Origin of the sequence: Mumia zhuanghuii, assembly GCF_042681565.1 — a bacterium.
Lineage (GTDB): Bacteria > Actinomycetota > Actinomycetes > Propionibacteriales > Nocardioidaceae > Mumia.
Genome location: NZ_JBHUFT010000008.1, coordinates 688,596 through 711,971 on the forward strand (window position 1 = coordinate 688,596; position 23,376 = coordinate 711,971).

The 23,376-nt window shown below is 70.2% G+C and carries 20 protein-coding genes; 8 read left to right on the forward strand and 12 right to left on the reverse strand.

The features are described 5' to 3' along the window. The first annotated feature begins 9 nt into the window (after window positions 1–9). The gene (locus ACFSDF_RS11705; RefSeq protein ID WP_377157602.1) at window positions 10–1,269 is read left to right on the forward strand and encodes a polysaccharide pyruvyl transferase family protein; all 1,260 of its coding nucleotides are present in this window, start codon (window positions 10–12) and stop codon (window positions 1,267–1,269) included. On the opposite strand, the gene ACFSDF_RS11710 is transcribed toward ACFSDF_RS11705, so the two are convergent. From ACFSDF_RS11710 to ACFSDF_RS11740, 7 genes are all read right to left on the reverse strand, one after another. Continuing rightward, on the reverse strand, window positions 1,208–2,419 hold the full coding sequence (locus ACFSDF_RS11710) for a CDP-glycerol glycerophosphotransferase family protein (RefSeq protein ID WP_377157604.1): 1,212 nt from the start codon (window positions 2,417–2,419) through the stop codon (window positions 1,208–1,210). The genes ACFSDF_RS11705 and ACFSDF_RS11710 overlap by 62 nt on opposite strands. A 56-nt stretch (window positions 2,420–2,475) precedes the next feature. Continuing rightward, complete coding sequence (locus tag ACFSDF_RS11715; protein WP_167007835.1) at window positions 2,476–3,309, reverse strand: CDP-alcohol phosphatidyltransferase family protein; 834 nt, start codon at window positions 3,307–3,309, stop codon at window positions 2,476–2,478. 5 nt (window positions 3,310–3,314) lie between these two features. Beyond that, window positions 3,315–3,902, reverse strand: a complete 588-nt coding sequence (locus tag ACFSDF_RS11720; protein ID WP_167007837.1) for a hypothetical protein — start codon at window positions 3,900–3,902, stop codon at window positions 3,315–3,317. A gap of 113 nt (window positions 3,903–4,015) precedes the next feature. Then, window positions 4,016–4,963 carry a glutathione S-transferase family protein gene (locus ACFSDF_RS11725; protein ID WP_208322534.1) on the reverse strand — a complete coding sequence of 316 codons (948 nt, stop codon included), beginning with the start codon at window positions 4,961–4,963 and terminating at the stop codon, window positions 4,016–4,018. A 71-nt stretch (window positions 4,964–5,034) separates the two neighbouring features. Next, window positions 5,035–6,306: an MFS transporter gene (locus ACFSDF_RS11730; RefSeq protein WP_377157606.1), complete on the reverse strand. Its 1,272-nt coding sequence runs from the start codon at window positions 6,304–6,306 to the stop codon at window positions 5,035–5,037. Further along, a complete protein-coding gene (locus tag ACFSDF_RS11735; protein ID WP_377157608.1) occupies window positions 6,303–8,273 on the reverse strand; it encodes a M13 family metallopeptidase in 1,971 nt (656 codons plus the stop codon). The genes ACFSDF_RS11730 and ACFSDF_RS11735 overlap by 4 nt, the downstream gene beginning before the upstream one ends. A 9-nt stretch (window positions 8,274–8,282) precedes the next feature. Then, window positions 8,283–8,846, reverse strand: a complete 564-nt coding sequence (locus tag ACFSDF_RS11740; RefSeq protein WP_167007844.1) for a helix-turn-helix domain-containing protein — start codon at window positions 8,844–8,846, stop codon at window positions 8,283–8,285. A 70-nt stretch (window positions 8,847–8,916) separates the two neighbouring features. Here ACFSDF_RS11740 and ACFSDF_RS11745 point away from each other — a divergent pair, with 70 nt between their 5' ends. After that, window positions 8,917–10,125 carry a benzoate/H(+) symporter BenE family transporter gene (locus ACFSDF_RS11745; protein ID WP_377157610.1) on the forward strand — a complete coding sequence of 403 codons (1,209 nt, stop codon included), beginning with the start codon at window positions 8,917–8,919 and terminating at the stop codon, window positions 10,123–10,125. Here the strand turns inward: ACFSDF_RS11745 and ACFSDF_RS11750 are convergent. The 3 genes from ACFSDF_RS11750 to ACFSDF_RS11760 form a co-directional block, all read right to left on the reverse strand. Then, on the reverse strand, window positions 10,094–10,975 hold the full coding sequence (locus ACFSDF_RS11750; protein ID WP_167251959.1) for a sugar ABC transporter permease: 882 nt from the start codon (window positions 10,973–10,975) through the stop codon (window positions 10,094–10,096). The two genes, ACFSDF_RS11745 and ACFSDF_RS11750, sit on opposite strands and share 32 nt — an antisense overlap. Continuing rightward, window positions 10,975–12,609 (reverse strand): ABC transporter permease subunit, encoded by a 1,635-nt coding sequence (locus ACFSDF_RS11755; protein ID WP_167251958.1) that lies wholly within the window; start codon window positions 12,607–12,609, stop codon window positions 10,975–10,977. The genes ACFSDF_RS11750 and ACFSDF_RS11755 overlap by 1 nt, the downstream gene beginning before the upstream one ends. 86 nt (window positions 12,610–12,695) lie before the next feature. Next, a complete protein-coding gene (locus tag ACFSDF_RS11760) occupies window positions 12,696–13,814 on the reverse strand; it encodes a sugar ABC transporter substrate-binding protein (protein ID WP_208322536.1) in 1,119 nt (372 codons plus the stop codon). Window positions 13,815–14,178: 364 nt separating this feature from the next. Here ACFSDF_RS11760 and ACFSDF_RS11765 point away from each other — a divergent pair, with 364 nt between their 5' ends. From ACFSDF_RS11765 to ACFSDF_RS11780, 4 genes are all read left to right on the forward strand, one after another. Beyond that, entirely contained in the window at window positions 14,179–15,903 is a 1,725-nt protein-coding gene (locus ACFSDF_RS11765) for a glycoside hydrolase family 13 protein (RefSeq protein WP_167007856.1), read from the forward strand. 4 nt (window positions 15,904–15,907) lie between these two features. Continuing rightward, window positions 15,908–16,948 (forward strand): LacI family DNA-binding transcriptional regulator, encoded by a 1,041-nt coding sequence (locus ACFSDF_RS11770; RefSeq protein ID WP_208322500.1) that lies wholly within the window; start codon window positions 15,908–15,910, stop codon window positions 16,946–16,948. Window positions 16,949–16,958: 10 nt separating this feature from the next. Next, window positions 16,959–18,329: a TrkH family potassium uptake protein gene (locus tag ACFSDF_RS11775; protein ID WP_243843096.1), complete on the forward strand. Its 1,371-nt coding sequence runs from the start codon at window positions 16,959–16,961 to the stop codon at window positions 18,327–18,329. Between the two features lie 62 nt (window positions 18,330–18,391). Further along, window positions 18,392–19,063, forward strand: a complete 672-nt coding sequence (locus ACFSDF_RS11780; RefSeq protein WP_243843097.1) for a potassium channel family protein — start codon at window positions 18,392–18,394, stop codon at window positions 19,061–19,063. Between the two features lie 7 nt (window positions 19,064–19,070). Here the strand turns inward: ACFSDF_RS11780 and galE are convergent, their stop codons facing one another. Beyond that, the gene (gene galE, locus ACFSDF_RS11785) at window positions 19,071–20,054 is read right to left on the reverse strand and encodes a UDP-glucose 4-epimerase GalE (RefSeq protein WP_377157614.1); all 984 of its coding nucleotides are present in this window, start codon (window positions 20,052–20,054) and stop codon (window positions 19,071–19,073) included. 10 nt (window positions 20,055–20,064) lie between these two features. Beyond that, on the reverse strand, window positions 20,065–21,201 hold the full coding sequence (locus tag ACFSDF_RS11790) for a PQQ-dependent sugar dehydrogenase (RefSeq protein WP_377157616.1): 1,137 nt from the start codon (window positions 21,199–21,201) through the stop codon (window positions 20,065–20,067). A 152-nt stretch (window positions 21,202–21,353) separates the two neighbouring features. Here ACFSDF_RS11790 and ACFSDF_RS11795 point away from each other — a divergent pair, with 152 nt between their 5' ends. Together ACFSDF_RS11795 and ACFSDF_RS11800 are read left to right on the forward strand one after the other, a co-directional pair. Further along, window positions 21,354–23,069 carry a sodium:solute symporter family protein gene (locus ACFSDF_RS11795; RefSeq protein ID WP_167007863.1) on the forward strand — a complete coding sequence of 572 codons (1,716 nt, stop codon included), beginning with the start codon at window positions 21,354–21,356 and terminating at the stop codon, window positions 23,067–23,069. An 11-nt stretch (window positions 23,070–23,080) separates the two neighbouring features. Beyond that, on the forward strand, window positions 23,081–23,365 hold the full coding sequence (locus tag ACFSDF_RS11800; protein ID WP_167007865.1) for a hypothetical protein: 285 nt from the start codon (window positions 23,081–23,083) through the stop codon (window positions 23,363–23,365). Window positions 23,366–23,376 lie beyond the last annotated feature (11 nt).

A 23,376-nucleotide genomic window follows, 5' to 3' on the forward strand; every position in this document is an offset into this window, starting at 1 on the left:
GAGACTTTTGTGACCCAGGTGCTTCTGCGGGCCCACCGCAACCCGTTCACGACGCCGGCGGCGGACCGGGTCCTCGCGCGCAACCTCGTCGGCGACAACGTCGGCAACCTGTTGTTCAGCTATGCCGTCCAGCGGACGCTGTCCACATCAGAGGCGACGATCCAGATCGCTCGCCTCAACCACGCCCGGACGCTAGGCCCTGAGGAGATCGACGAGCGGTTCGACCACGTCGTCATCCCGCTCGCCAACGCCTTCCGCAAGCGGTTCCTCCCCAACCTCGACGCGATCACCGAGACGATCGAGAAGCTCTCGATCCCCGTCACCGTGGTCGGCGTCGGAGTGCAGTCTGCTGTGGGCGAGGGCGTACGCGCGCCGCGCCAGGTCGGCGACGCCGTGACGCGCTTCATGCGCGCCGTGCTCGACCACTCTCCCTCGATCGGGGTCCGGGGCGAGTGGACCGCCGAATACCTCGCGGGGCTCGGCTTCGGCGGCGACCACGTCGACGTGATCGGCTGCCCGTCGATGTTCCTCCACGGCGACACGCTTCCGCTCCGCGACCCCGGGCGCCACCTCGATCCCGCAGGCCCGATCGCCTTCAACCTGTCGCCGTACCTCAAGCAGATGGCCCCGGTGGTCGAGGACCAGGTCGCGCGCTATCCCGGCCTGGTCTACTTCGCCCAGGACATCCGGACGCTCGCGCTCCTGCTCGAGGGCCAGGTCGACCGTCCCGGCGCCGATCTCCGGCTTCCCGTCCACCCCGACCACCCGCTGATCGCCGAGGGGCGCGCGCGATTCCCTCTCGACTCGACGACGTGGATGGAGGCGCTCGCCCGCTTCCCTTTCTCCTACGGCACCCGCATCCACGGCAACATCGCCGCGCTGCTCGCCGGGACCCCGGCGTACGTCCTGACCCACGACGCGCGCACGCTCGAGCTCGCCCGCTACCACGAGATCCCGCACCGGCGCATCGATGTCGACGTGAACGGGGTGGACGCGGTCGCCCTGCACGCCGAGGCGGACTGGCAGCCGCTGGTCGATGGGCACGCGGAGCGGTTCGGGCGCTACTCGGACTTCCTGCACCGACACGGGCTGCGCCACGTGTTCGACCCGGGTGAGTCGGCTGACGACTTCGACCGGCGCATCGCCCGCAAGTCGTTCCCGCCGGTGGTCGGCGAGCCGTCGGTCTCCTCGGTCCGGGGCCGGATTCTCAGTCCTCGTCTGCGGGGCCGGCTGCGGAGGTTGGTCCGACCGGTACGGATGCGAGCCTGATCGCCTCGTCGAGCGCCGCCACGAAACGGGCGGTGCTCGCCCCCGGCGCGGTGTCGCCGAAGTAGGCCTCCGACAGCTCGCGCATCCGCTCGCGCGGCCACGGCCGGTCGAGGATCGCGGCCGCGTGCGGCGCGTCCGCCGCCTCCAGTCGCGGCACCTCGTCGAGGAAGAGCGAGGGCGGCAGCGTGGTGCGAGCCTCGGTCGGGACGGTCACGAGCATCGGCTTGCCCGTCGCCAGCCAGTCGTAGGCGACCGAGGAGAGATCGGTGACGCACACGTCCGCGAAGGCCCATTGCCACCCGTACGGGCCCGTGTCGACGAGGTGGTCAGAACCTCGCTCTGCGAGCAGGGCGCGGATGCGGCGGTCGGCAGCCGCGTACGAGGGGTCCTGGACGCCCGTACGGGGGTGCGGCCGGTAGATCACGCGATAGCGCGGGTCGTCCACCAGGGAGCGGACGAGGGCGACGCCGTGCGACGCCACCGAACCGTACGCCATGCTGGCCCGGTCGCCCTCCCACGTCGGTGCGTAGAGCACCCTCGTGCGGCCGTCGTCGGGCCAGCCCGGCGCGCCGGGATAGTCAAGATCGAGCTGCGGCCGCCCGACCTCGCGGACGTGCGCGGCGGCGTCGAACTCCCGAAGGGCGCCGGCGATCCGCGCACGGGCGGCCGCGCCGGCGACGAGCACCCGGTCGTACGCCTTGTTCTGGTTGGTGACGCTGGAGTCCTTGTCGCTCTCACCGTGGCCCAGGTGTACGTGGACGGGGCTCGCGAAGCGCAGCATGCGGAAGTTGAGGGGGAGGTGGTTGACGTAGGCGACGACCTGCAGCCTTCCGCGGGCGACGAGGGCCTCGAGGTACGACGAGCCCGGCGCGAAGAACACGGGCAGCGAGGTCTCGTCCAGGACGCGACGCCCAGTGTCAGGGCGCGCCGCGATCACGACCACGGGCCAGGGAAGCGCGGCGAGGACACGGTCCCACTGGTGGAGCTGGTAGAGGTTCTCGGGGCCGTCGGCGAAGTAGAGCGCGACCGGTGCGTCCAGGGCCGCCGGGTCGTCGTTGCAGCGTGCGGTGAACGACCGGCGGTCGAGCCGGTTGCGGAGAAGCGCACCCCCTCGGCGCGCGACCTGGCCAAGGCGACGGATCCGGTGCACGCCGGACAGCCTACCGTCGTGGCAGGTGCCGTCTCCGCACTCCTCAGGGAGTCGGCTCAGGGTGTCGGCGCTCGAAGCCGTGACGACGCCATGATGGCCACGAAGTGCCCCACCACGGCGAGCAGGGCCAGCGGCAGCAGCACGACGACCAGGGTGCGTGTCCCCGCGAGACCTCCCCATGCGTCGCCGGCGAGGAGGTCGACGACGGCAGCGGCGAGAGCGAACAACGTGAGCTCGACCGAGTGGTAGAGCCGGTGGAACGGCACGAAGCGTGCCCACCGACGCAGCGTGGCGACGAGTCCGGGGCGCGGGGCGGCGGCCTCGGCGCTGTCGGCGACCCGGGGGAGCCCGGAGAAGGCGCGCGAGACGTGGACGAAGTCGTTGAGGGACTTGTTGAGCAGGATGACGACCGCCAGGAGTGCGCCGAGCGTCGTCCAGCCGTAGTGGTCGGACATGTCCGGCAGCCCGCCGGCCGCCCGTACGCCGAGCGCGATCGGGATCAGCGACTCGGTGGTGTAGTGGCCGATCTTGTCCAGGAACGTGCCGGCGGGGGAGAGGGTGCCGCGCCATCGCGCGACCTCACCGTCCGCGCAGTCGAGGAGCATCTGGAGCTGGCCGAAGAACACGGCCAGGACGACCCCGACGAGGCCGGGCACGAGCAGCGATCCGGCAGCGAGCCAGCCGCTGAGGATCATCAGGCCCGTCACCGCGTTCGCGCTGAGCCCGAGCCTGACCAGCGGTCGGCTCACGTACGGCGAGATGTCGCGGAGATAGAGGTCGGCGACCCAGTGCTCCGCGCTGCGCCGCGCCCGGACCTCGGGCGGCTGGGCGATCGCCCGGTACTCCGCGAGGGTCGGGTGGCGAGGACGTGGGGCAGCGGAGTCGGGCACGGCGGCTACCGTAGCAGCCGGACCCCTGTGCTTTTGGCGGTGAGCAGCGCCGGGTCGGGCGCCGTCCAGCGCAGGACCTCCGGGCAGAACGGCTCGTGCCACTCCCGTACGACGGTGCCGTCGTCGCTCGCGGTCACCTCGGCCCACCACTTCGGGCAGTGCGGGCACTGCGTGATCACGAGATCGACCGGGTCGAACTCGACGGAGACCATCGGCGTGCTGCGCTGCGGGTGGCCGCCGGCCTGGCTGAGGTCCACCATGAACCCCTCCGTGATCGGGTCGTGCCCGTCCGGATCCTCGCGGTCGCTGCCGACCACCACGACCTCGTGGACGAAGCCACAGGAGTCGACGATCCGGTGCTGGTAGCTGAAACCGGTCTCGTCGCCGAGCCCCCGCGTCGCGATCAGCGCACGAGTGCGTGCGACGTCGTCGGGATGCTGGTGGTCGAGGACGACCTCGGAGGTGATCTGCATCGACGGCGCGAAGCCGAAGATCGCGCAGAGCTCCTCGGAGAAGACCCAGGTGTCCGTACGTGGCCAGTACGTGAAGTGGCCCAAGGCGGGCGATGGCCCCCACGGCATGTCGTGCTTCATACGCGCTCCCCCGCGTCACGGCCGCCCCCCAGCGGCCTGAGACACGACCGTAGGCGCGCCAGGGTGGCTGTGACAAGGGTTGCGAGCACGTTGCAGACCGTGAGCGGGCTGCGTCAGACCGCCAGGGTGCCCGCCGCTAGGGACGCGGGCGGCGTGCCGTCGCCGAACGGGCGGCCGCCGAGCTCCTCGCGTCCGTGCGCGGTGTGCCAGCCGGACAGGTCCGGGCCCTTCGGCACGATCTGCGTCGGGTTGATGTCGGCGTGGACGACGTAGTAGTGCGCCTTGATCTGGTCGAAGTCGATCGTGTCACCGAACCCGGCGGTCTGGAACAGGTCGCGGGCGTACGCCCACAGCACCGGCATCTCGGCCAGCTTCTGACGGTTGCACTTGAAGTGCCCGTGGTAGACGGCGTCGAAGCGCGCCAGTGTCGTGAACAGCCGCACGTCGGCCTCGGTGATCGTGTCACCCATCAGGTAGCGCCGGGTCGCGAGGCGGTCCTCGAGCCAGTCGAGCGCGGTCCACAACCGGTCGTACGCGGCGTCATAGGCATGTTGCGACCCTGCGAAGCCGCAGCGGTAGACCCCGTTGTTGACCTCGGTGAAGACCCGCTTCATCACGGGTTCCATCTCGTCGCGCAGGTCCTCGGGCCACAGGTCGGGCGCCCCCTCGCGGTGGAAGTCGGCCCACTCGAAGAAGAGGTCACGGGTGATCTGGTCGAAGTCGTTGGTCGCGACCGCCCTGGTGGGGACGTCGACCATCGCCGGAACGGTGATGCCGAGCGGATAGTCAGGGTCGCGGGCGAAGTAGGCCTGCTGGAGCCGCTCGTACCCGAGCACGGGGTCGACGCCGCCGGGGTCGAGGTCGAAAGTCCAGCTGCGGGCGTCGTGGACCGGTCCGCACAGCCCCATCGAGATCGCGTCCTCGAGGCCGAGGAGCCGGCGGACGATGACTGCTCGGTTTGCCCAGGGGCACGCGCGCGCCGCGACGAGCCGGTAGCGGCCGGGCTCGACCCGATAGCCGTCGCGGCCGTCTCGGGTGATGCGGGTGGTGAGGTAGCGCATGTCGCGGCTGTAGTCCTCACCGCTGTGCACGTAGGCGCCCTTGGTGGAGTGCGCGTCGTCGGTCGTCGAGGTCACGGGACCAGTCTGCCGGGACGGGCCACGTGGTGCCGTCCTGCCCTCACCATCCGGATCGCAGGGACGGTGAGGAAGGCCGCGACGAGGTTGAGCGGTCCGAACCCCCACATGGCGATGATGACGCCGGCGAGAAGCCCGCCGAGCGCCCCGCCGAGGCTCATCACGAAGTCGGAGGCACCCTGCACGGGCGGCCGCATCTCGGTGGGAACCGCCTGGGCGATCAGCGAGGAGCCAGCGATCGTCGAGGCGGACCATCCCAGTCCGAGCAGCGTCAGTCCGACGATCATCCGTGTCTCGGACTCACCCGCGGTCCCGGCGACGAGGGTGGCAAGGAGCAGCAGCGCCTGGCCGAGCACGATCGTGCGTCCGCGTCCCCAGCGGTCGGCGAGGATGCCCATCACGGGCGAGAGTGCGAACATCCCCGCGATGTGGAGGCTGATCGTCAGGCCGATGATCGTGAGGCTGGATCCGTGGTCGGCCATGTGGACGGGCGTCATCGCCATCACCGCCACCATGAGCGCATGTGCCCCGGCGACGGAGACGACGCCGGTCCGCGCGGCGGCGTTGGCACGCAGGACGGGCCAGGCGTCGCGCATGCGCGGCCGCGTCGAGACCCCGTCGACCACATCGGGCCGCAGGGACTTGGCGACGCGCAGGGGGTCGGGGACGAGCGCCAACCCGGTCAGGACCGCGGTGGCGGCGAACCCGACGGCCGCGATCGCGAACGGGCCCGCGAGGTCGGGGATGCCGAGCATGTCCGCGGTGCGTGCGCCGACCTCTGTGAGGTTGGGCCCGATGACGGAGCCGATCGTCGTCGCCCACACCACGAGCGACAGCGCCCGCCCGACGTGGAGGGGCTGGGCGAGGTCGGTGGCGGCGTAGCGCGACTGGAGGTTGGTGGCGGTGTTGGCGCCGACCACGAAGAGACCGGCGAGGATCAGCCACGTCGCGTCGAGCTGGGCGCCCGCGACCACGACCAGTGCGCCTGCGGCCGCGAGCAGCCAGCCGGTCGCAAGCGCCGGACGGCGGCCGCGGGCCGAGGCCAGCGCGGCGAGCGGCAACGCGAGCAGGGCAGAGCCGAGGGTGAGCATCGTCGTCGCAAGCCCCGCCCATGCCGACGACCCCGACACGTCCCTGACGAGAAGCGCCCCGACCGACAGCGCGGCCCCTGCTCCCAGGCCACCGACGACCTGCGCGCCGGACAGCACGCCGACCGTACGGCGCTGGATGCTCGCGACCCGCTCGGGCGAGTGTGCGGGCGTGCTCACCAGATCGTCACGCGCTGATCGACGTCCAGCCACAGGGCGTCGTCATCGGTGAGCCCGAAGGCGTCGTAGAAGGCGTCGACGTTGCGGACGACCTGGTTGCACCGGAACTCCGGCGGCGCGTGCGGGTCGATCGTCAGGCGGCGCACGACCTCGGTCGGACGCGCCTTGCCCCGCCAGACCTGCGCCCACGACACGAAGAACCGCTGCACGCCCGTGAGGCCGTCGAGGACCGGGGGCTCCTGTCCGCCGAGCGAGAGGTGGTACGCCTTCAGCGCGATGCCGAGGCCACCGAGGTCGCCGATGTTCTCGCCGATCGTGAGCGCGCCGTTGACGGTCTGGCCGTCCGCGCCGTCGGGCGAGAGCGCGTCGTACTGCGCGATCAGCGAGCCGGTGAGCTTGTCGAACGCGGCACGGTCGTCGTCGGTCCACCAGTTGCGCAGCGCGCCGGTGCCGTCGTACTGGGAGCCCTGGTCGTCGAACCCGTGCCCGATCTCATGGCCGATCACGCCGCCGATGCCGCCGTAGTTGACGGCGTCGTCGGCCTCGGCGTCGAAGAACGGAGGCTGGAGGATCGCGGCCGGGAAGACGATCTCGTTCATCGTGGGGTTGTAGTAGGCGTTGACCGTCTGCGGGGTCATCAGCCACTCGTCGCGGTCGATCGGCTTCCCGATCTTGGCCAGCTCGCGGTCGGTGGCGACGTCGGAGGCGCGGCGGACGTTGCCGAGGAGGTCGTACGGGTCGGCGACGAGTGCGTCGTAGTCGCGCCACGTCTTGGGGAAGCCGACCTTCGGGGTGAACGACGCGAGCTTCTCGAGCGCGCGCTCCTTGGTCACGTCGCTCATCCACGACAGGTCGCGGATGCTCTGCTCGTACGCGGCCACGAGGTGGGCGACGAGCTCGTCCATGCGCGCGGCTGCGGTGGGCGGGAAGTGGCGCTCGACGTAGAGGCGGCCGACGCCCTCACCGATCGCACCCTCGACGAACGCGACGCCGCGCTTCCAGCGGGCGCGCAGCTCGTCGGTGCCCGAGAGCGTGCGGCCGTAGAAGTCGAAGTTCTCGTCGACGAACGCGCTCGACAGGTAGGGCGCGGCGGCGCTGACGAGGCGGAAGCGCAGCCAGTCCTTCCACGCCTCGACGTCCTCACCGCGCAGAGTCTCGGACAGCGCCTCGAAGTACGAGGGCTGCGCGACGACGACCTCGGCCAGCACGGCCACGTCGAACCGTGCGGCCGCAGCCCAGGCACGCCAGTCCAGAGCGGGGGTCAGCAGCTGGAGCTCGTCGAGCGCCGTGAGGTTGTACGTCTTGACGGCGTCACGGCTGGCGACGCGGTCCCAGTGGCCGGCGGCGAGCCGGGCCTCGAGCGCGTAGATGCGAGCGGCGCGGCCCTGGCCGTCGTCGAGCCCGGCGAGGGTGAGCATCGTCGCGAGGTGCCCCTTGTAAGCCTCGCGGATCGCCGCGAACTGCTCCTCGCGGTAGTACGCCTCGTCAGGAAGGCCGAGGCCGCCCTGGAGCATCGTGACGATGTAGCGGTCGGGGTTGCCGCTGTCGGGTCCGACGTACATGCCAAACACGCTCGACGCCGCCAGGCGCTCGAGGCGGCCGATCGCCTCGACCACGTCATGGAGGTCGCTGATCGTGTCGACGCGGGCGAGGTCGTCGGCCAGCGGCGTCGCACCGAGCGCCTCGACCCGCTCGGTGTCCATGAAGCTGGTGAAGAGCGCACCGATCTTGGCCGCCTCGTCATCGACGGTCGACCCAGCCGGGTTGCCGGGAGCCTGCTGGCACTCCTCGACGATCGCGCGGACGTCGGCCTCGGCCTCGTCGACGAGGGTGATGAACGATCCGGCGACCGCGCGATCGGCCGGGATCTCGGCGGTGGCGAGCCAGCTCCCGTTCACGTGTCGGAACAGGTCGTCCTGCACCCGGACGTCGTTGTCGATCCCGCTGCTGTCGATGCCTGATCTCATCCGGTCAGTCTAGGGAGAGGAGGCCGTCTCACGCGATGGAGTTCGGGGCGGGGTGAGGATCACCAGGACCGCCTCGGCCTGGTCGTCGCCCACCACCTCGTACGCGTGGGGACGGTCGGCGACGAACCTCGCGTGCTCGCCGGTCGCCACATCCTGCAGTGCATCGTCGGGGCCTAGGCGCAGGCGCCCGCAGGTCACCACGAGGTGCTCGACGACGCCGTCGCCGTGCGCGGGGGAGCGCCGGATCGTGCCGGGCTCGAAACGCATCGCGTACGTCTCGACCGTCGCGCCGTCGCGCACCCGGACGTCGAGAAGGTGCGCGGTGAGCCCGTCGCCGGAGACCTCGGCACCGACGGCGTCGTCGAGCAGTGCCGCGAGCGGGACGTGGAGCGGGCCCGCGAGGGCGTACAGCGTGGCGATGGTCGGATTGCGCAGGCCTGCCTCGAGCTCCGAGAGCGAGCCCTTGCCGATCTGCGCCGCCCGAGAGAGCGCCGACTGGCTGAGCCCGCGCTGCACCCGTAGGTCGCGCACGCGCGCGCCGATCCGCGCGGCGGGATCGGGAGGACTGGACATGGGGGCCACCCTAGCCCGTACAGTTCCGTATACAGAACGTTCCGTATGCAGAACGCGCGAGGAGACGGCGATGACGAGGTCGGATGTGCCCGGACGGCAGCCGTACGTCGCGGGCGTGGTGGCGGCGCTCGTCGGGTTCACGAGCTCGTTCGCCGTCGTCCTCGCGGGGCTGCGCGCCGTCGGGGCGTCCGGGCCGGAAGCGGCGTCGGGCCTGCTGGTCCTGTGCGTCGCGCAAGCGGTCGGCATGATCGTGCTGTCGTGGCGCTATCGGATGCCGTTGACGCTGGCGTGGTCCACGCCGGGCGCGGCGATGCTCGCGGGGGCCGCCGCGACCGACGGGGGCTGGCCTGCCGCGGTCGGCGCGTTCGCGGTGACCGGGCTGCTGATCGTGGCCACGGCGGCATGGCCCGCGCTCGGGGGGATCGTCGCACGCATCCCGGCCCCGGTCGCGCACGCGATGCTCGCCGGGGTGCTCCTCCCGCTGTGCCTCGAACCTGTCCGGGGCCTCGCGGCCAGCCCGTGGATGGTCGCGCCGATCGTGGTCACGTGGCTCGTGCTGCTGCGCCTCGCGCCGCGCTGGGCCGTGCCGGCGGCGTTCGCCGTGACGATGGCGGTCGTCGCGCTCTGGCTCGCGCAAAACGGCGACAGCCTCGACGGGCCGCTCCTGCCTCACCTCGTGTGGACGGCTCCGTCGCTGGAGTGGCAGGCCGTCGTCGGGATCGCGCTGCCGCTGTACGTCGTGACGATGGCCGCGCAGAACGTCCCCGGCGTCGCCGTGATGGCGTCGTACGGGTTCACCGTCCCGTGGCGCGCGACGATGGCGACGACCGGAGTCGGCACCCTCCTCGGGGCGTCCGCCGGAGGTCATGCGATCAACCTCGCCGCCATCACCGCGGCGCTGGCGGCGGGACCCGAGGCAGGGCCCGACCCGAGACGACGGTGGCTCGCCGCGCACACGGCCGGCTGGGCGTACCTCGTCATCGCGCTGCTCTCGACCGCGCTCGCCACAGTCGTCGCCGCAGCCCCGCGGGGAGTGGTCGAGGCCGCGGCCGGGCTCGCGCTCGTCGGCACGCTCGGGGCCTCGCTGCACGCCGCGATGTCGGCGACCGTACGCCGCGAGCCCGCCGTCATCACCTTCGTCGTGGCGGCCAGCGGCGTGACCGTCGCGGGGATCGGCGCGGCGTTCTGGGCGCTGGTCGCCGGCGTCGCCGCACACCTCGTCCTGCGGTTTCCCAGACCCGGACCGGCTACTTCACCGAGCCGGACACCAGCCCGTTGACGATGTAGCGCTGCAGGGCGAGGAAGACCACCATGACCGGGATCGCCGCGAGCACGGCGCCGGCGGCGAAGATCGTCCAGTTGGTCGACGTCTGCTCCGAGACGTAGCCGAAGAGCCCGACCGAGAGCGTCTGCTGGTCCGGGTCGGTCAGGAACACGCTCGCGATCACGAACTCGCTCGTCGCCGTGATGAACGCGAGCAGCCCGACGACCGCGAGGATCGGCGTCACAAGCCGCAGGATGATCCCGAAGAAGATCTGCGCGTGGCTCGCCCCGTCCAGCCTCGCGGCCTCGTCGATCGAGACGGGCACGGTGTTGAAGAAGCCGTACATGAGGTACGTGTTCACACCGAGCGCGCCGCCGAGGTAGACGAGGATCAGGCCGGCGTGTGTGCCGATCCCGAGCGAGGGGAAGACGTCACCGATCGTCGACATGAGGATGAAGATCGCGACGACGGCGAGCATCTGCGGGAACATCTGGATCAGCATCAGCGACATCAGCCCGAAGCGGCGGCCGGTGAACCGCATCCGTGAGAACGCGTACGCCGCGAGTGCGCCGAGGAAGACGGTGCCGATGGCTGTGATGCCGCCGACGACCAGGGTGTTGACGAACCACTTGCCGTACGGCCGGGACGGGTCGGTGAACAGCTCGCGGTAGTTGCTGAGGTCGATCGTGGCGAACAAACGGCTGCTGCCGGCCAGCGTGCCGGACGGGTCGAGCGAGGCCGACAGGACGTACAGCAGCGGGAACGCGGCGTACGCGGTGACGACGATGCCGATGACGTGTCGCCAGCCGAGCGTGGCGAACCACCGACGGAAGGTACGGCGGCGTGGTGCGGGGACGGTGCTCATCAGTGGATGTCCTCCAGTGCCTTCGTACGGCGGAACAGCAGCGCGGAGATCACACCGATGACGACGAAGATGATGATCGCCAGCGCGCTCGCGAGCCCGTAGTCGCGGCCCGTGCCCGTTCCGAACGCAACCTTGTAGACCATCGTGATCAGCAGGTCGGTCGCGCCGACGTCGTTGGCGGTGTCCTCGAAGCGAGGGCCGCCGCGGGTGAGCATGTAGATCACGTTGAAGTTGTTGAAGTTGTAGGCGAACGTCGTGATGAGCAGCGGTGCCACCGACACGAGCAGGAGCGGCAGCTTGACCGCGCGGAACGCCTTCCAGGGGCTCGCGCCGTCCATGCGTGCCGCCTCGCTCATCTCGTCGGGGATCGACTGGAGCGCGCCGGTGCACACGAGGAACATGTAGGGGAAGCCCAGCCAGAGGTTCACGAAGAGCACGCTGAAGCGCGCGAGCCACGGGTCGGTGAGCCACTCGATATCGGCGCCGCCGAGCAGCACCTGGTTGATGAAGCCGAACTCCGCGTTGAGCATCCCCGACCAGACGAGACCGGACAGGAACGCGGGGAACGCGTACGGGAGGATCAGCATCACCCGGTAGAACTTCTTGCCCCGCATCCGCGCGACGTTGAAGACGGTCGCGAGGAACAGTCCGAGGCCGAAGCAGAGCACCACCGACAGCGTCGCGAAGACGAACGTCCACGCGATCACCGACACGAGCGAGTCGCGCAGCTGCGGGGTCTCGGCCGCCCGGCGGAAGTTGTCGAAGCCGACGTTGATCTGCCATCCGGGCACCAGCTCGTCGCCGTCGGCGGAGACGAAGGCGCCGTCCCCCTCGTCGCGGTAGACGACCCCGGTCGTGGTGTCCGTGACGCTGTCGGTCGCGGCGTCGTAGCGGAGGTGGGAGCGGTACTCGTACGCGCTGCTGCCGTCGGCCGTACGGAGGCTGCCGTCGGCCGGGTCGTCGGAGACCGGGACCGCCACCTCGAGGATCTCGTCCTGGCGCTGGAGCAGCTCCTCGAACGAGAGCGACGTGTAGCCGTCGAGGCCGACCGCCTTGCCCGAACCATCGGTCTCGGCGTCGTCGGTGGGCTCCTGCGGCTCGTCGGACGAACCGACCGTGACCGCTCCGTCGGGAGCGGTCAGGAGGAAGGCGAGCTCACCGCGGCGTTCGAGCACGGAGAGCTGGTACTGGGGGGAGTCGGGAACCCGTTCCTGGCCCTTCGTCGAGATCGCTGCGACCGCGTCGTCCTTGCTCCCGAGGTGGCCGTCGCCGGCATTCGTGAACGCGATGAAGCCGGTGTAGACCATCACGAACACCTGGAAGACCAGCAGGAGCACGATGCCGGGAGCGAGGTACTTCGCGGGGAGGCCGTCTCGGCGCAAGTAGACGACGTTGACCGCGACGGTGAGCACCACGCCGATCGCGAGGACGAGCCACTCGTCCTGCGCGGCGAGCAGGAACACCGCGTACAGCGCGAAGGCGTCGACGACCGCGAGCAGCACGATCTTGACGAGGATGCCGACGAGCCCGTCGGTCTCGCCCGGACGGCTCAACCACGCCCACGGGCCACGACGGCCCGGTCGCTGGTCCGGAGATCCCGAGCCCTCGGTGCGGGGTTCGTCGGTGAGCGTCATGAGGTGAGGCCCCTCCTGGGGAACGTACGGGGGAAGTCAGGGCGGCCGGGGAGCGGAGGACCCGCTCCCCGGCCGTCAGGACGAGGTCAGCCGGCGACCTTCGCCTGGACGCTGGTGACCATCTTCGGCCAGGCCTGCGCCGGGTTGGCCTTGCCCTTGATGATGTCGAGCTCGGTCGCGCCCCAGTCGGCCCAGACCGCGTCCATCTGCGCGATGGCGGGCATCGGAGCGCCGGTCTTGCCGATCTCGCCGAACGCCGCGACGATCGGGTCGGACGCCGCCTTCTCGAACGACGCCTTCAGGGCCGGCGGACGCCCGCCCTGGGCGAACAGCGCGTCCTGGGCGTCCTCGGTGCTGAGGTAGTTGAGCGCGAACTCGCTCGCCGCGAGCGCGTTCTTCGCCTTGGCGCTGATGAAGAAGCCGTTGACGCCGATGAACGGGGTGGCTGCCTCGGAGCCACCGGTCGGGATCGGGTCGATCGCGATCTCGATCCCGGCCTTCTGCATGTCCGGGATGTTCCACGGGCCGGTGAGGAAGTACGGGGACTCGCCCTTGTTGAAGGCATCCTTGGCGATGTCGCCGGTGATGTTGGCGTTGAACGCGCCGGCCTTCGACCACGCGGCCAGGTCCTTGGCGAACTCGACGCCGCCGGGGTTGCCCAGACCGAGCTTGGTCGGGTCGTAGTCGCCCTCGGCGTTGCGCTCGAAGACGGGAGCGCCGTACGAGGTCTGGATGCCGTAGAGGTGGTAGGGATCGCCCTGCTTGGGGTCGAGCCCGACGAGGAACGGATACTTCGCCTTGCCGGAGTCGACGACCTTCTTGCCGGCCGCGACGACGTCGTCCATCGTCGCCGTCGGCTCGGGGAGCAGCGCGGTGTTGCGGACCAGGGCGACGTTCTCGATCGCATACGGCAGGCCGTAGGTCTTGCCCTCGAACGTCATGGCCTGGACGGCCGCGTCCTCGAACTGCGAGGCCTTGTCGCCGAGCTCGAGCGGCGCGACGACGCCGTTCTGGACGAATTTGCCGACCCAGTCGTGCGGGCCGACGATCAGGTCCGGGCCCTTGCCGGCGGAGACCTGGGTGATGAAGTCGTCGCGAGCGGCCTGGAAGTCCTTGATGACGAGCTTGACCTCGACGCCCTTGTCCTCCTTGAAGGACGCGACGGCGTCCTTGAGGGCGGGCGCACGCTCGGCGTCGACCCACATGGACAGGGTCGAGGTGGCGCCGCTGTCGCCGTCCTTCTTGTCGTCTTCTGCCGAGCCGCCGCACGCGCTCAGCAGGAGGGCGGATGCCGCGGCGAGGACGCCTGCGGTGAGTGCGCCCCTCGAGTTCACCAGCATGGTGCTCCCTTCAAGGTGTGGAATCGCTTCCATTTCTAGGTCAGATACGCCGTGCTCGGCAAGAGGCGCGGCGAAACATGCTCGCAACATTTCGATAACGGGCTGGTCAGTGCCCTGGTTTTTCAGGGGAGGGCGCCACCAGCTTCGGAGGCTCGTGCTGGAGAGCGTCGCGGAGATGTGTTGTAATCGCTTCCAATTCAGTGACGTTCGACACGACGGAGGAGAGAGCATGGCGGTCGAGGTTGCGCCTCGGATCGACGGGCCGGCGGCCACGGAGGATCGTACGGAGCGGGGTGGATGGTGGCGTGATGCCGTCGTCTACCAGGTCTATCCGCGGTCGTTCGCCGACGGCGACGGCGATGGCACGGGTGACCTTCGCGGGATCACGCGACACCTCTCGTCGCTCGCCGAGCTCGGCGTCGACGCGGTCTGGCTCTCGCCCTTCTACCCCTCGCCGCAGCGTGACGGCGGGTACGACGTGAGCGACTACTGCGACGTCGACCCGATGTTCGGCTCGCTCGACGACTTCGACCTGCTGGTGGGTGAGGCGCGCGCCCTCGGGCTGAGGGTGATCATCGACCTCGTCCCCAACCACGCCTCGAGCGACCACCCGCTGTTTGCCGCCGCGCTCGCCGCGGCACCGGGCAGCCGCGAGCGTGCCCGCTTCGTCTTCCGCGACGGCGCGGGAGAGTCCGGCGAGCTGCCTCCCAACGACTGGCGCTCGCACTTCGGCGGCCCGGCGTGGACGCGGGTGACGGAGGCGGACGGCCTCCCCGGCCAGTGGTACCTCCACCTGTTCGACCCCACCCAGCCCGACTTCGACTGGGAGAACGACGAGGTCCTCGCGTTCTTCGACGACGTGCTCGACTTCTGGCTCGCGCGCAGTGTCGACGGCTTCCGGGTGGACGTGGCGCACGCGCTCGTGAAGGCGCCAGGACTTCCGAACTGGGGTGGCAGGGCCGATGGCGCGAGCAGCCCGGGCTTCCCGGGCGAGGACGCGCCGATGTTCGACCAGCCCGGCGTCCACCGGATCTACGAGCGCTGGCGTGCTCGCCTGGAGACGTGGGGCTCCGACCGCATCCTGTGCGCCGAGGCGAACGTCACACCGCTGACCCGGGCCGCAAAGTGGGTGCGCCCGCGCGAGATGCACCAGGCCTTCAACTTCGCCTACCTCCACACGCCGTGGGACGCCCGTGCGCTGCGTGCGGTCATCGACGAGTCGCTGGCGGCGTTCGGGGGAGTGGGAGCGCCGAGCACGTGGGTGCTCTCCAACCACGACGTCGTCCGGCACGCGACACGCTTCGCGCTGCCGGCCGGGTCGGTCGAGACGGGGCACGGCATCACGGAGGCCACCGGCCTCGACCCCGTACGAGGTGAGCGTCGTGCGCGCGCGGCCGCGCTCCTGATGCTCTCCCTGCCGGGCGCGGTGTACCTCTATCAGGGGGAAGAGCTCGGGCTGCCCGAGGTGCTCGACATCCCCGCCGCGCAGCGCCGCGACCCGTACTTCCTCCGCAGCGGCGGCGCGGTGACCGGCCGCGACGGCTGCCGTGTCCCCATCCCGTGGGAGGCCGACGCGCCGGCGTACGGGTTCAACGCGACCGGCGAGAGCTGGCTCCCGCAGCCGGCGCAGTGGGCCTCGTACGCCCGGGACGTGCAGCGACGTGACCCGGCCTCGACGCTGTCGCTCTACACGGCCGCGCTCGACCTGAGAAAGTCCCTCGGGCTCGGATCGGGTTCGCTAGCGTGGTCCCGCACCGATGACGCGGTGCTCGGACTCGTGAACGGGGAGGTGCTCGTGCTGGCAAACCTCTCCTCCGACCCGGTCCCGGTCGACGGTCACGAGGTCCTCCTCGCCAGCACCCCCGACGCCGTGGTCGACGGACACCTCACGTCCGACGCGACCGTGTGGCTTCGTCTGCGTCCTGCGGGCGAGCCCACCCCTGAGGGGGCGTGAGGCGGTGTCGAGCAAGGCGGTGACGATCAAGGAGGTCGCCGAGCGGGCAGGCCTCTCGGTCGCTACCGTCTCTCGGGCCCTCAGCGGGCGCGGGCATGTCTCCGAGACCGCACGCACCCTCAGCGCGCAGGCCGCCCGCGAGCTCGGCTACGTCGCCTCGTACAACGCCGCCAGTCTCGCGTCCGGGCGCAGCAAGAACGTCGGCCTGGTCGTGCCCTGGGTCAACCGGTGGTTCTTCAGCACCGTCATCGAGACGGCGTCGACCGTGCTCGCCGCCGAGGGGTACGACCTCACGCTCTACTACCTCGGCGGCGGCAAGCGTGAGCGCGACCTGGTGTTCAGCGACTTCCTGCTGCGCAAACGCGTCGACGGCCTCCTCGCGGTCTCGCTCGAGCTCGACGACGCCGAGCGTGCGGACCTGCTGCGGGTCGGCACGCCCGTCGTGTGCATCGGCGGCGTGATGCCCGGCGTCTCGACCGTGAGCATCGACGACTTCGCGTCCGCCCGGCTCGCGACCGAGCACCTGATCGCGCTCGGGCACGAACGGATCGCCCACCTCGGCTGGGAGGGGCCGGGCGACTTCGACCTCGCAACCACGCGGCAGGGCGGGTACGCGCACGCGTTGAGCGAGGCAGGGATCCCGCCTGCCCCGGAGCTGCTCGTCCTCGGTGACTTCACGATGGCCGAGGGGTACGCCGCCGCCAAACGGCTGCTGTGCGATCCCCGGCTGCGCCCCACGGCGATCTTTGCCGCCTCCGACGAGATGGCGATCGGCGCGATCACGGCGGCACGCGACCTCGGGCTCGACGTCCCGCGTGACGTGTCCGTCGTCGGCATCGACGGACACGACCTCGGCCCGGTCTTCGGGCTGACGACCGTCGACCAGCACGTGCGCGCCCAGGCGACGCAGGCGGCGGGGCTGCTGCTCGGTCTTCTCGACGCCGAGCCCGGCGACCGCGAGCCGGTCCACTCCGAGCTCGAGGTCGACCTGGTGGTCCGGGCCAGCACGATGGTGCCGAACCCCGACAGACCTCCGAGCCGGTAGCGTCTGGCAGGTGGCCCTCTCCTCACGGCGGTCGCGCTGGTCCAACATGGCGACGGCGCTGGCGCACCCCGTCCGCATCCTGCCGGTGACATTCGTCGCCGGCAGCATCGTGGGCACGCTGATCCTGATGCTGCCGGGCATGCGGACGGAGGGTCAGAGCGGCAACGGACTGCTCCAGGCCTCGTTCACGTCCGTCTCCGCCGTGACCGTGACCGGGCTGAGCACCGTCGACGTCTCGTCGTACTGGACGCCGCTCGGGCAGGTGGTCGTCCTCGTGCTCGTCCAGATCGGCGGTTTCGGGTTCGTCACGCTGGCGACGATCCTCGGTGTCGTCGTCGGGGGCCGGATCGGACTGCGCTCGCGGCTGGCCGCACAGGTCGACCTGCACCTCGTGAACCTCGGCGAGGTCATCCCGCTGGTCAAGCGGATCCTGTTCACGATGCTCGCCTTCGAGGCGGTGGTCGCGGTCGTCCTGACGGTGGGCTTCGAGTCGCGCCACGGCGAGGGGTGGGGAGAGGCCCTCTGGCACGGCATCTTCTACTCCGTGATGGCGTTCAACAACGCCGGGTTCGCGCTGGCACCCGACAGCCTCGTCGGCTACGCCGGCGACGCCGCGCTGATCCTGCCGATCTCGGTGGCGGTCTTCGTCGGGGCGATGGGCTTCCCCGTGCTCGCCGAGCTCTCGAAGCGCTGGCGCCGCCCCGAGCGCTGGTCGATCCACACGCGCCTCACGGTCTGGGGCTCGTTTCTCCTGCTCGGCGTGGGCACGCTGCTGTTCGCGGCCGTCGAGTGGGCCAACCCGGCGACCATCGGCTCGATGCCGCTCGGGGAGAAGCTCGTGACGTCCTTCGAGGGTGGCGTCATGCCACGCTCGGGCGGCTTCAACTCGGTCGACTACTCCGACGCCCACCCGGAGACGACGCTCATCGCCACGATCATGATGTTCATCGGCGGCGGCTCGGCGAGCACCGCCGGCGGCATCAAGATCACGACCTTCTTCCTTCTCGGGTACGTCATCCTGGCCGAGGTCCGCGGCGACCCCGACGTGACCATCGGCTCGCGACGCATCGGCGCCAGCACCCTGCGTCAGGCGCTCACGGTCGCGCTGATCGCCGTGATGCTGGTGGTCGTGGGGACGTTGGCGCTGCTGGCGCTGGCCGACGTCAGCCTCGAGGAAGCCTTGTTCGAGGCGACGTCCGCCTTCGGCACCACCGGCCTCTCGATGGGGATCACCGGTACGCTTCCCGGCGGCGCACAGGTGGTGCTGATGGCCTTGATGCTGATCGGACGTGTCGGTACGGTCGCGACGGCATCCGCGCTCGCGCTGCGCGCCCGGCCACGTCGCTTCCACCTCCCCGAGGAGCGCCCCATCATCGGATGAGCGGCGCAGGGTCGGACGACCCGACGCACGGCACGGATTGACCTACGACGAGGAGACGAGCAGTGGCTAAGCAGGACGTCCCGGCGGATGCACCGGTCCTCGTGATCGGTCTCGGGCGCTTCGGCACGGCGGTCGCGTCGTCGCTGACCCGCCTCGGGCACGAGGTGCTGGGGATCGACGAGAGCATGGATCTCGTGCAGAAGTGGGCGACCGAGTTCACGCACGTCGTCCAGGCGGACTCGACCGACGAGGAGGCCCTCCGGCAGATCGGCGCTGACCAGTTCGACCGCGCCGTCGTCGGTATCGGCACCGACATCGAGGCGAGCGTGCTGACCGTGCTCACCCTCAACGAGCTCGGGGTGCGCGAGGTCTGGGCGAAGGCCATCAACAAGAAGCACGGCAAGATCCTCGAGCGCGTCGGTGCGCGTCACGTCGTCTATCCGGAGTCAGCGATGGGCGAGCGCGTCGCGCACATGGTCACCGGCACGATGATCGACTTCATCGAGTTCGACGACGGGTTCGCGATCGCCCGTACGGCGGCACCTGCCGGAGCGGTCGGCCGGACGCTCGCGGAGTCGGCCCTGCGCAGCCAGTACGGCATCACGGTCGTCGGGGTGAAGCGGCCCGGCGCCGACTTCACGTACGCCCGACCGGAGACGTTCGTCGGCGAGTTCGACGAGCTCATCGTGTCCGGCGCGACGAAGAAGGTCGAGCGCTTCGCCGGCCTCTCCTGACCGCGAGTCACTCCGGGAGGCTGCTCCGACCGACGACGTGCATCCAGGCGCCCCATGCCGAGCGGACCATGTCCGTGAGGTCGTGCCGCATCGCCCACTCCAGGTCGCGCGCAGCCAGCTCGCCCGACGCGACGATCCGCGCGGGGTCGCCCGGACGGCGCGGCCCGATGGTCGGAACGAAGTCGATCCCCGTCACCGACGCGATCGTGTCCACGATCTGGCGTACGGAGACGCCCTCACCGCTCCCCAGGTTGTAGACGGGCTCGAGCGCCGCCTCGTTGGCCAGCGCCCGCGCCGCGACGACGTGGCTGTGCGCGAGGTCGGTGACAGAGACGTAGTCGCGGACGCACGTGCCGTCGGGCGTCGCGTAGTCGTCGCCGTTGATCATCGGCACCCCGCCGTCTGTCAGCGTCTTGAACACCTTGGGGAAGAGGTTGTGCGGGCTCGCGTCGTACAGATCCTCATACCCCGACCCGACGACGTTGAAGTATCGGAGCGACGTCTGCCGCAGCCCGGTCGCGACCGCCTGCGCGCGCAGCACCCACTCGTCGACGAGCTTGCTCTCCCCGTACGGGGACTCTGGCGACGTCGGCGTCGTCTCGGTGACGATCTCGGTGTCAGGCGTGCCGTACACGGCGGCTGACGACGAGAACACGATCGACTCGACACCCTCCTCGGCCATCGCCTCGAGCAGGTGGACAGTGCCCGTCACGTTCTGCTCGTACGTGTGCAGCGGCCTGTGCACCGAGACACCGGCGTACTTGTAGCCCGCCACGTGCACCACCCCGCGTACGGCGTGCCCGCGCAGCGTCGTACGGACGGTGTCGGTGTCGGTGACGTTGGCCTCGACGAAGGGGACGTCGCCCGGGACGAACTCGCGGAACCCCGTCTCCAGGGAGTCGAGCACGACGACCTCGATGTCGGCGTCGAGGAACGCGCGGACGACGTGCGAGCCGATGTATCCCGCGCCGCCGGTGACGAGCCAGGTCATGCGATCGACCCTAACCGACGGTGACGCGCAGGATGCGGTCGTCGCCGGCCCGTGGGTCGCCACGGCCGTCGGTATTGCTGGTCGTCACCCAGAGCGACCCATCGGGGGCGGGGACGGCGTTGCGGATGCGGCCGAGGTCCTCGCCGGCGAGGCGCCGTCGCGGTCGTCCGGCATCGGTGCCCGACAACGGCACAGCCCAGACGCACTGTCCGCGCAGCGCGGCGACGTACGCCGTCCCGTACGCGATCCCGACTCCGGCGGGCGAGGCGTCGTCGGTGCTCCACCACGCCTTCGGGCCGGTGATGCCCTTGGCGTCGGTCGGACCCTCGGTCTGCGGCCAGCCGTAGTTGGCGCCGCGCTCGATCAGGTTGAGCTCGTCGGTCTCCTGGTCGCCGAACTCCGCCGCCCAGAGTCGGCCCGCGGAGTCGAACGCGAGCCCCTCGATGTTGCGGTGACCGTACGACCACACACGGTTGCCGAACGGGTTGCCTTCGGCGGCCTTGCCGTCGAGCGTCATGCGCAGGACCTTCCCGGCGGGCGAGTCGACGTCCTGGGAGCGCTCGCCCTGCCCGGCGTCGCCGGTGCTGGCGTACAGCGTGCCGTCGGGGCCGATCACGAGCCTGCCGCCGTTGTGGTTGAACGCGCGGGGGATGCCGTCGAGCAGCACCTTCGGCCGGCCCAGGCGTCGCCCGTCGTACGCCATGCGCACGATCCGGTTGTCGTCAGGCGAGGTGAAGGCCGCGATCACCGCGTCCTCGCCAGGGAGGACGACGATCCCCATGAGACCGCCCTCACCGCTGTCGGTGTCGACGCCGGGCACCTCGCCGACGGTGGTCGTACGCCCGCCACCGACTCGGACGACACGCGCGGTGTCGCGCTCGGTGACCAGCGCGCTGCCGTCGCGGAGGAACGCCAGCCCCCACGGAACGGTGAGGTCCTCGGCGATCGCGCCGTCGACGCGCAGGCGCGTCGGGTCGCCCGGCGCAGCGGGTGCCGGAGACGCCGGAGCCGTCGACGGCGACGCAGGGGGAGCGGTCGTCGGCTCGGTGGCCGGAGCCGAGTCGGGGTCGTCGCCGGTGCAGCCGGTGGCGAGCCCGGCCCCAGCAGCAGCGAGTGCGACGAGGACCTCTCGGCGAGTCAGCGACATAGGGACAGTCTTCCGTACGGCGCGTCGGTGGACACCCCTGCGCGCGCCGCGACGGCCCGTTCTTCTCGCGCTGCCGACCCGCCTGCTCAGGAGTAACGTGCCGAGCGGGGCCGGGCCCGGGCCCGACATCGACCGACGACGCAGGAGGGCGGATGGACGGCACGGTGTGGCTGGCGGCAGACGACACGTTTCGTCTGGACACGGGGTTCTCCGACTACCTGATCATCGGGATCTACTTCATCTTCGTCCTCGGCATCGGCATCCTCGCCAAGCGCCAGGTCTCCAGCAGCATCGACTTCTTCCTCTCCGGACGGTCGCTTCCTGCCTGGGTGACCGGCCTCGCGTTCATCTCGGCGAACCTCGGCGCGGTCGAGATCATGGGCATGTCGGCCAACGGTGCGCAGTACGGCCTGCCGACCATGCACTACTTCTGGATCGGCGCTGTCCCGGCGATGCTGTTCCTGGGCATCGTGATGATGCCCTTCTACTACGGCTCGAAGGTCCGCAGCGTCCCCGAGTTCATGCGCATGCGGTTCGGCACCGGCGCGCACCTGGTCAACGCGCTGAGCTTCGCGATCGCCCAGCTGCTGATCGCCGGCGTCAACCTCTACCTGCTCGCGACGATCGTCGAGGTCATCTTGGGCTGGCCGCTGTGGGTGTCGCTGATCGCGGCCGCGATCGTCGTCCTCACCTACACCACGCTCGGCGGCCTCTCCGCCGCGATCTACAACGAGGTGCTGCAGTTCTTCGTGATCGTGGCCGCGCTGCTGCCGCTCACGCTGGTCGCGCTGCACAAGGTCGGCGGGGTCAGCGGTCTGACCGACAAGATCTCGGCGACGCCTGGGGGCGACGAGGAGCTCTCGTCCTGGCCGGGCACCAACCTCACCGGCATCGAGGACCCGTTCTGGTCGGTGGTCGGGATCGTGTTCGGCCTGGGCTTCGTGCTGTCCTTCGGCTACTGGACGACGAACTTCGTCGAGGTCCAGCGCGCGATGGCGTCGAAGTCGATGTCGGCCGCGCGCAGCGCCCCGATCATCGGCACCTTCCCGAAGATGTTCGTGCCGTTCATCGTCGTCGTCCCCGGCATGATCTGCGCGGTCCTCATCCCGGAGATGATCGACCTCAAGGCCGGCGACGCAGAAGCGGGCGTGGACTACAACGACGCCATCTTGCTGCTCATGCGCGACCTGTTGCCCAACGGCATGCTGGGCCTGGCCATCGCCGGTCTGCTCGCGTCGTTCATGGCCGGCATGGCCGCCAACATCTCCGCGTTCAATACGGTCTTCAGCGTCGACCTCTGGCAGCAGTACGTCCACAAGGACCGGCCAGACGGCTACTACACCTCGGTCGGTCGCTGGGCCACCGTCGGCGCGACCGTGGTCGCGATCTTCACCGCACTGATCGCGTCGAACTACTCGAACCTGATGGACTACCTGCAGACGCTGTTCGGGTTCTTCAACGCCCCGCTGTTCGCGACGTTCATCCTCGGTATGTTCTGGAAACGGATGACGGCCACCGCAGGTTGGGTCGGGCTGGTCTCCGGTACCGCGGCGGCCGTGCTCGTCGCCTTCTTGAGCGAGGACGCGTTCGGCAGTGCGAGCATCGGCGTGCTGCCACTGTCCGGCCAGGGGGCGAGCTTCGTCGCGGCGAGCGCCGCGTTCGTGGTCGACATCGTCGTCAGCTATGTCGTCAGCCTGGCGACGCAGCCGAAGCCGGCCACCGAGCTGCGTGGCTTCGTCTACTCGCTGACCCCGCGTGACCAGCTGCGCGACCCGCTCGCCCACCTGCTGCCGTGGTACCGGCGCCCGACCGTCCTCGCCGCGATCTCGCTGGTCATGGTGATCATCTTGAACATCATCTTCTGGTGAGAGGATCTCCCATGGCTGAGCGCAAGAACCGCTTCAAGATCGCGTCGGCGTTCGACATCAGGACGATCATCGGCACCCTGCTGGGCATCTACGGCGTGATTCTCACCTTCCTCGGCATCTTCAACGCCTCCGACGCCGAGCTCGAGAAGGCCGACGGCTTCAACGTGAACCTCGTCAACGGGCTGATCCTGCTCGCGGTCGCCCTCATGTTCATCGTCTGGGTGATCGTGAAGCCGCTGGTCGTCGAAGAGGTGCCCCCGGAGGCGCTGGAGGACCAGAAGGCGGGCCCTGAGTAGGCGCGACCGGG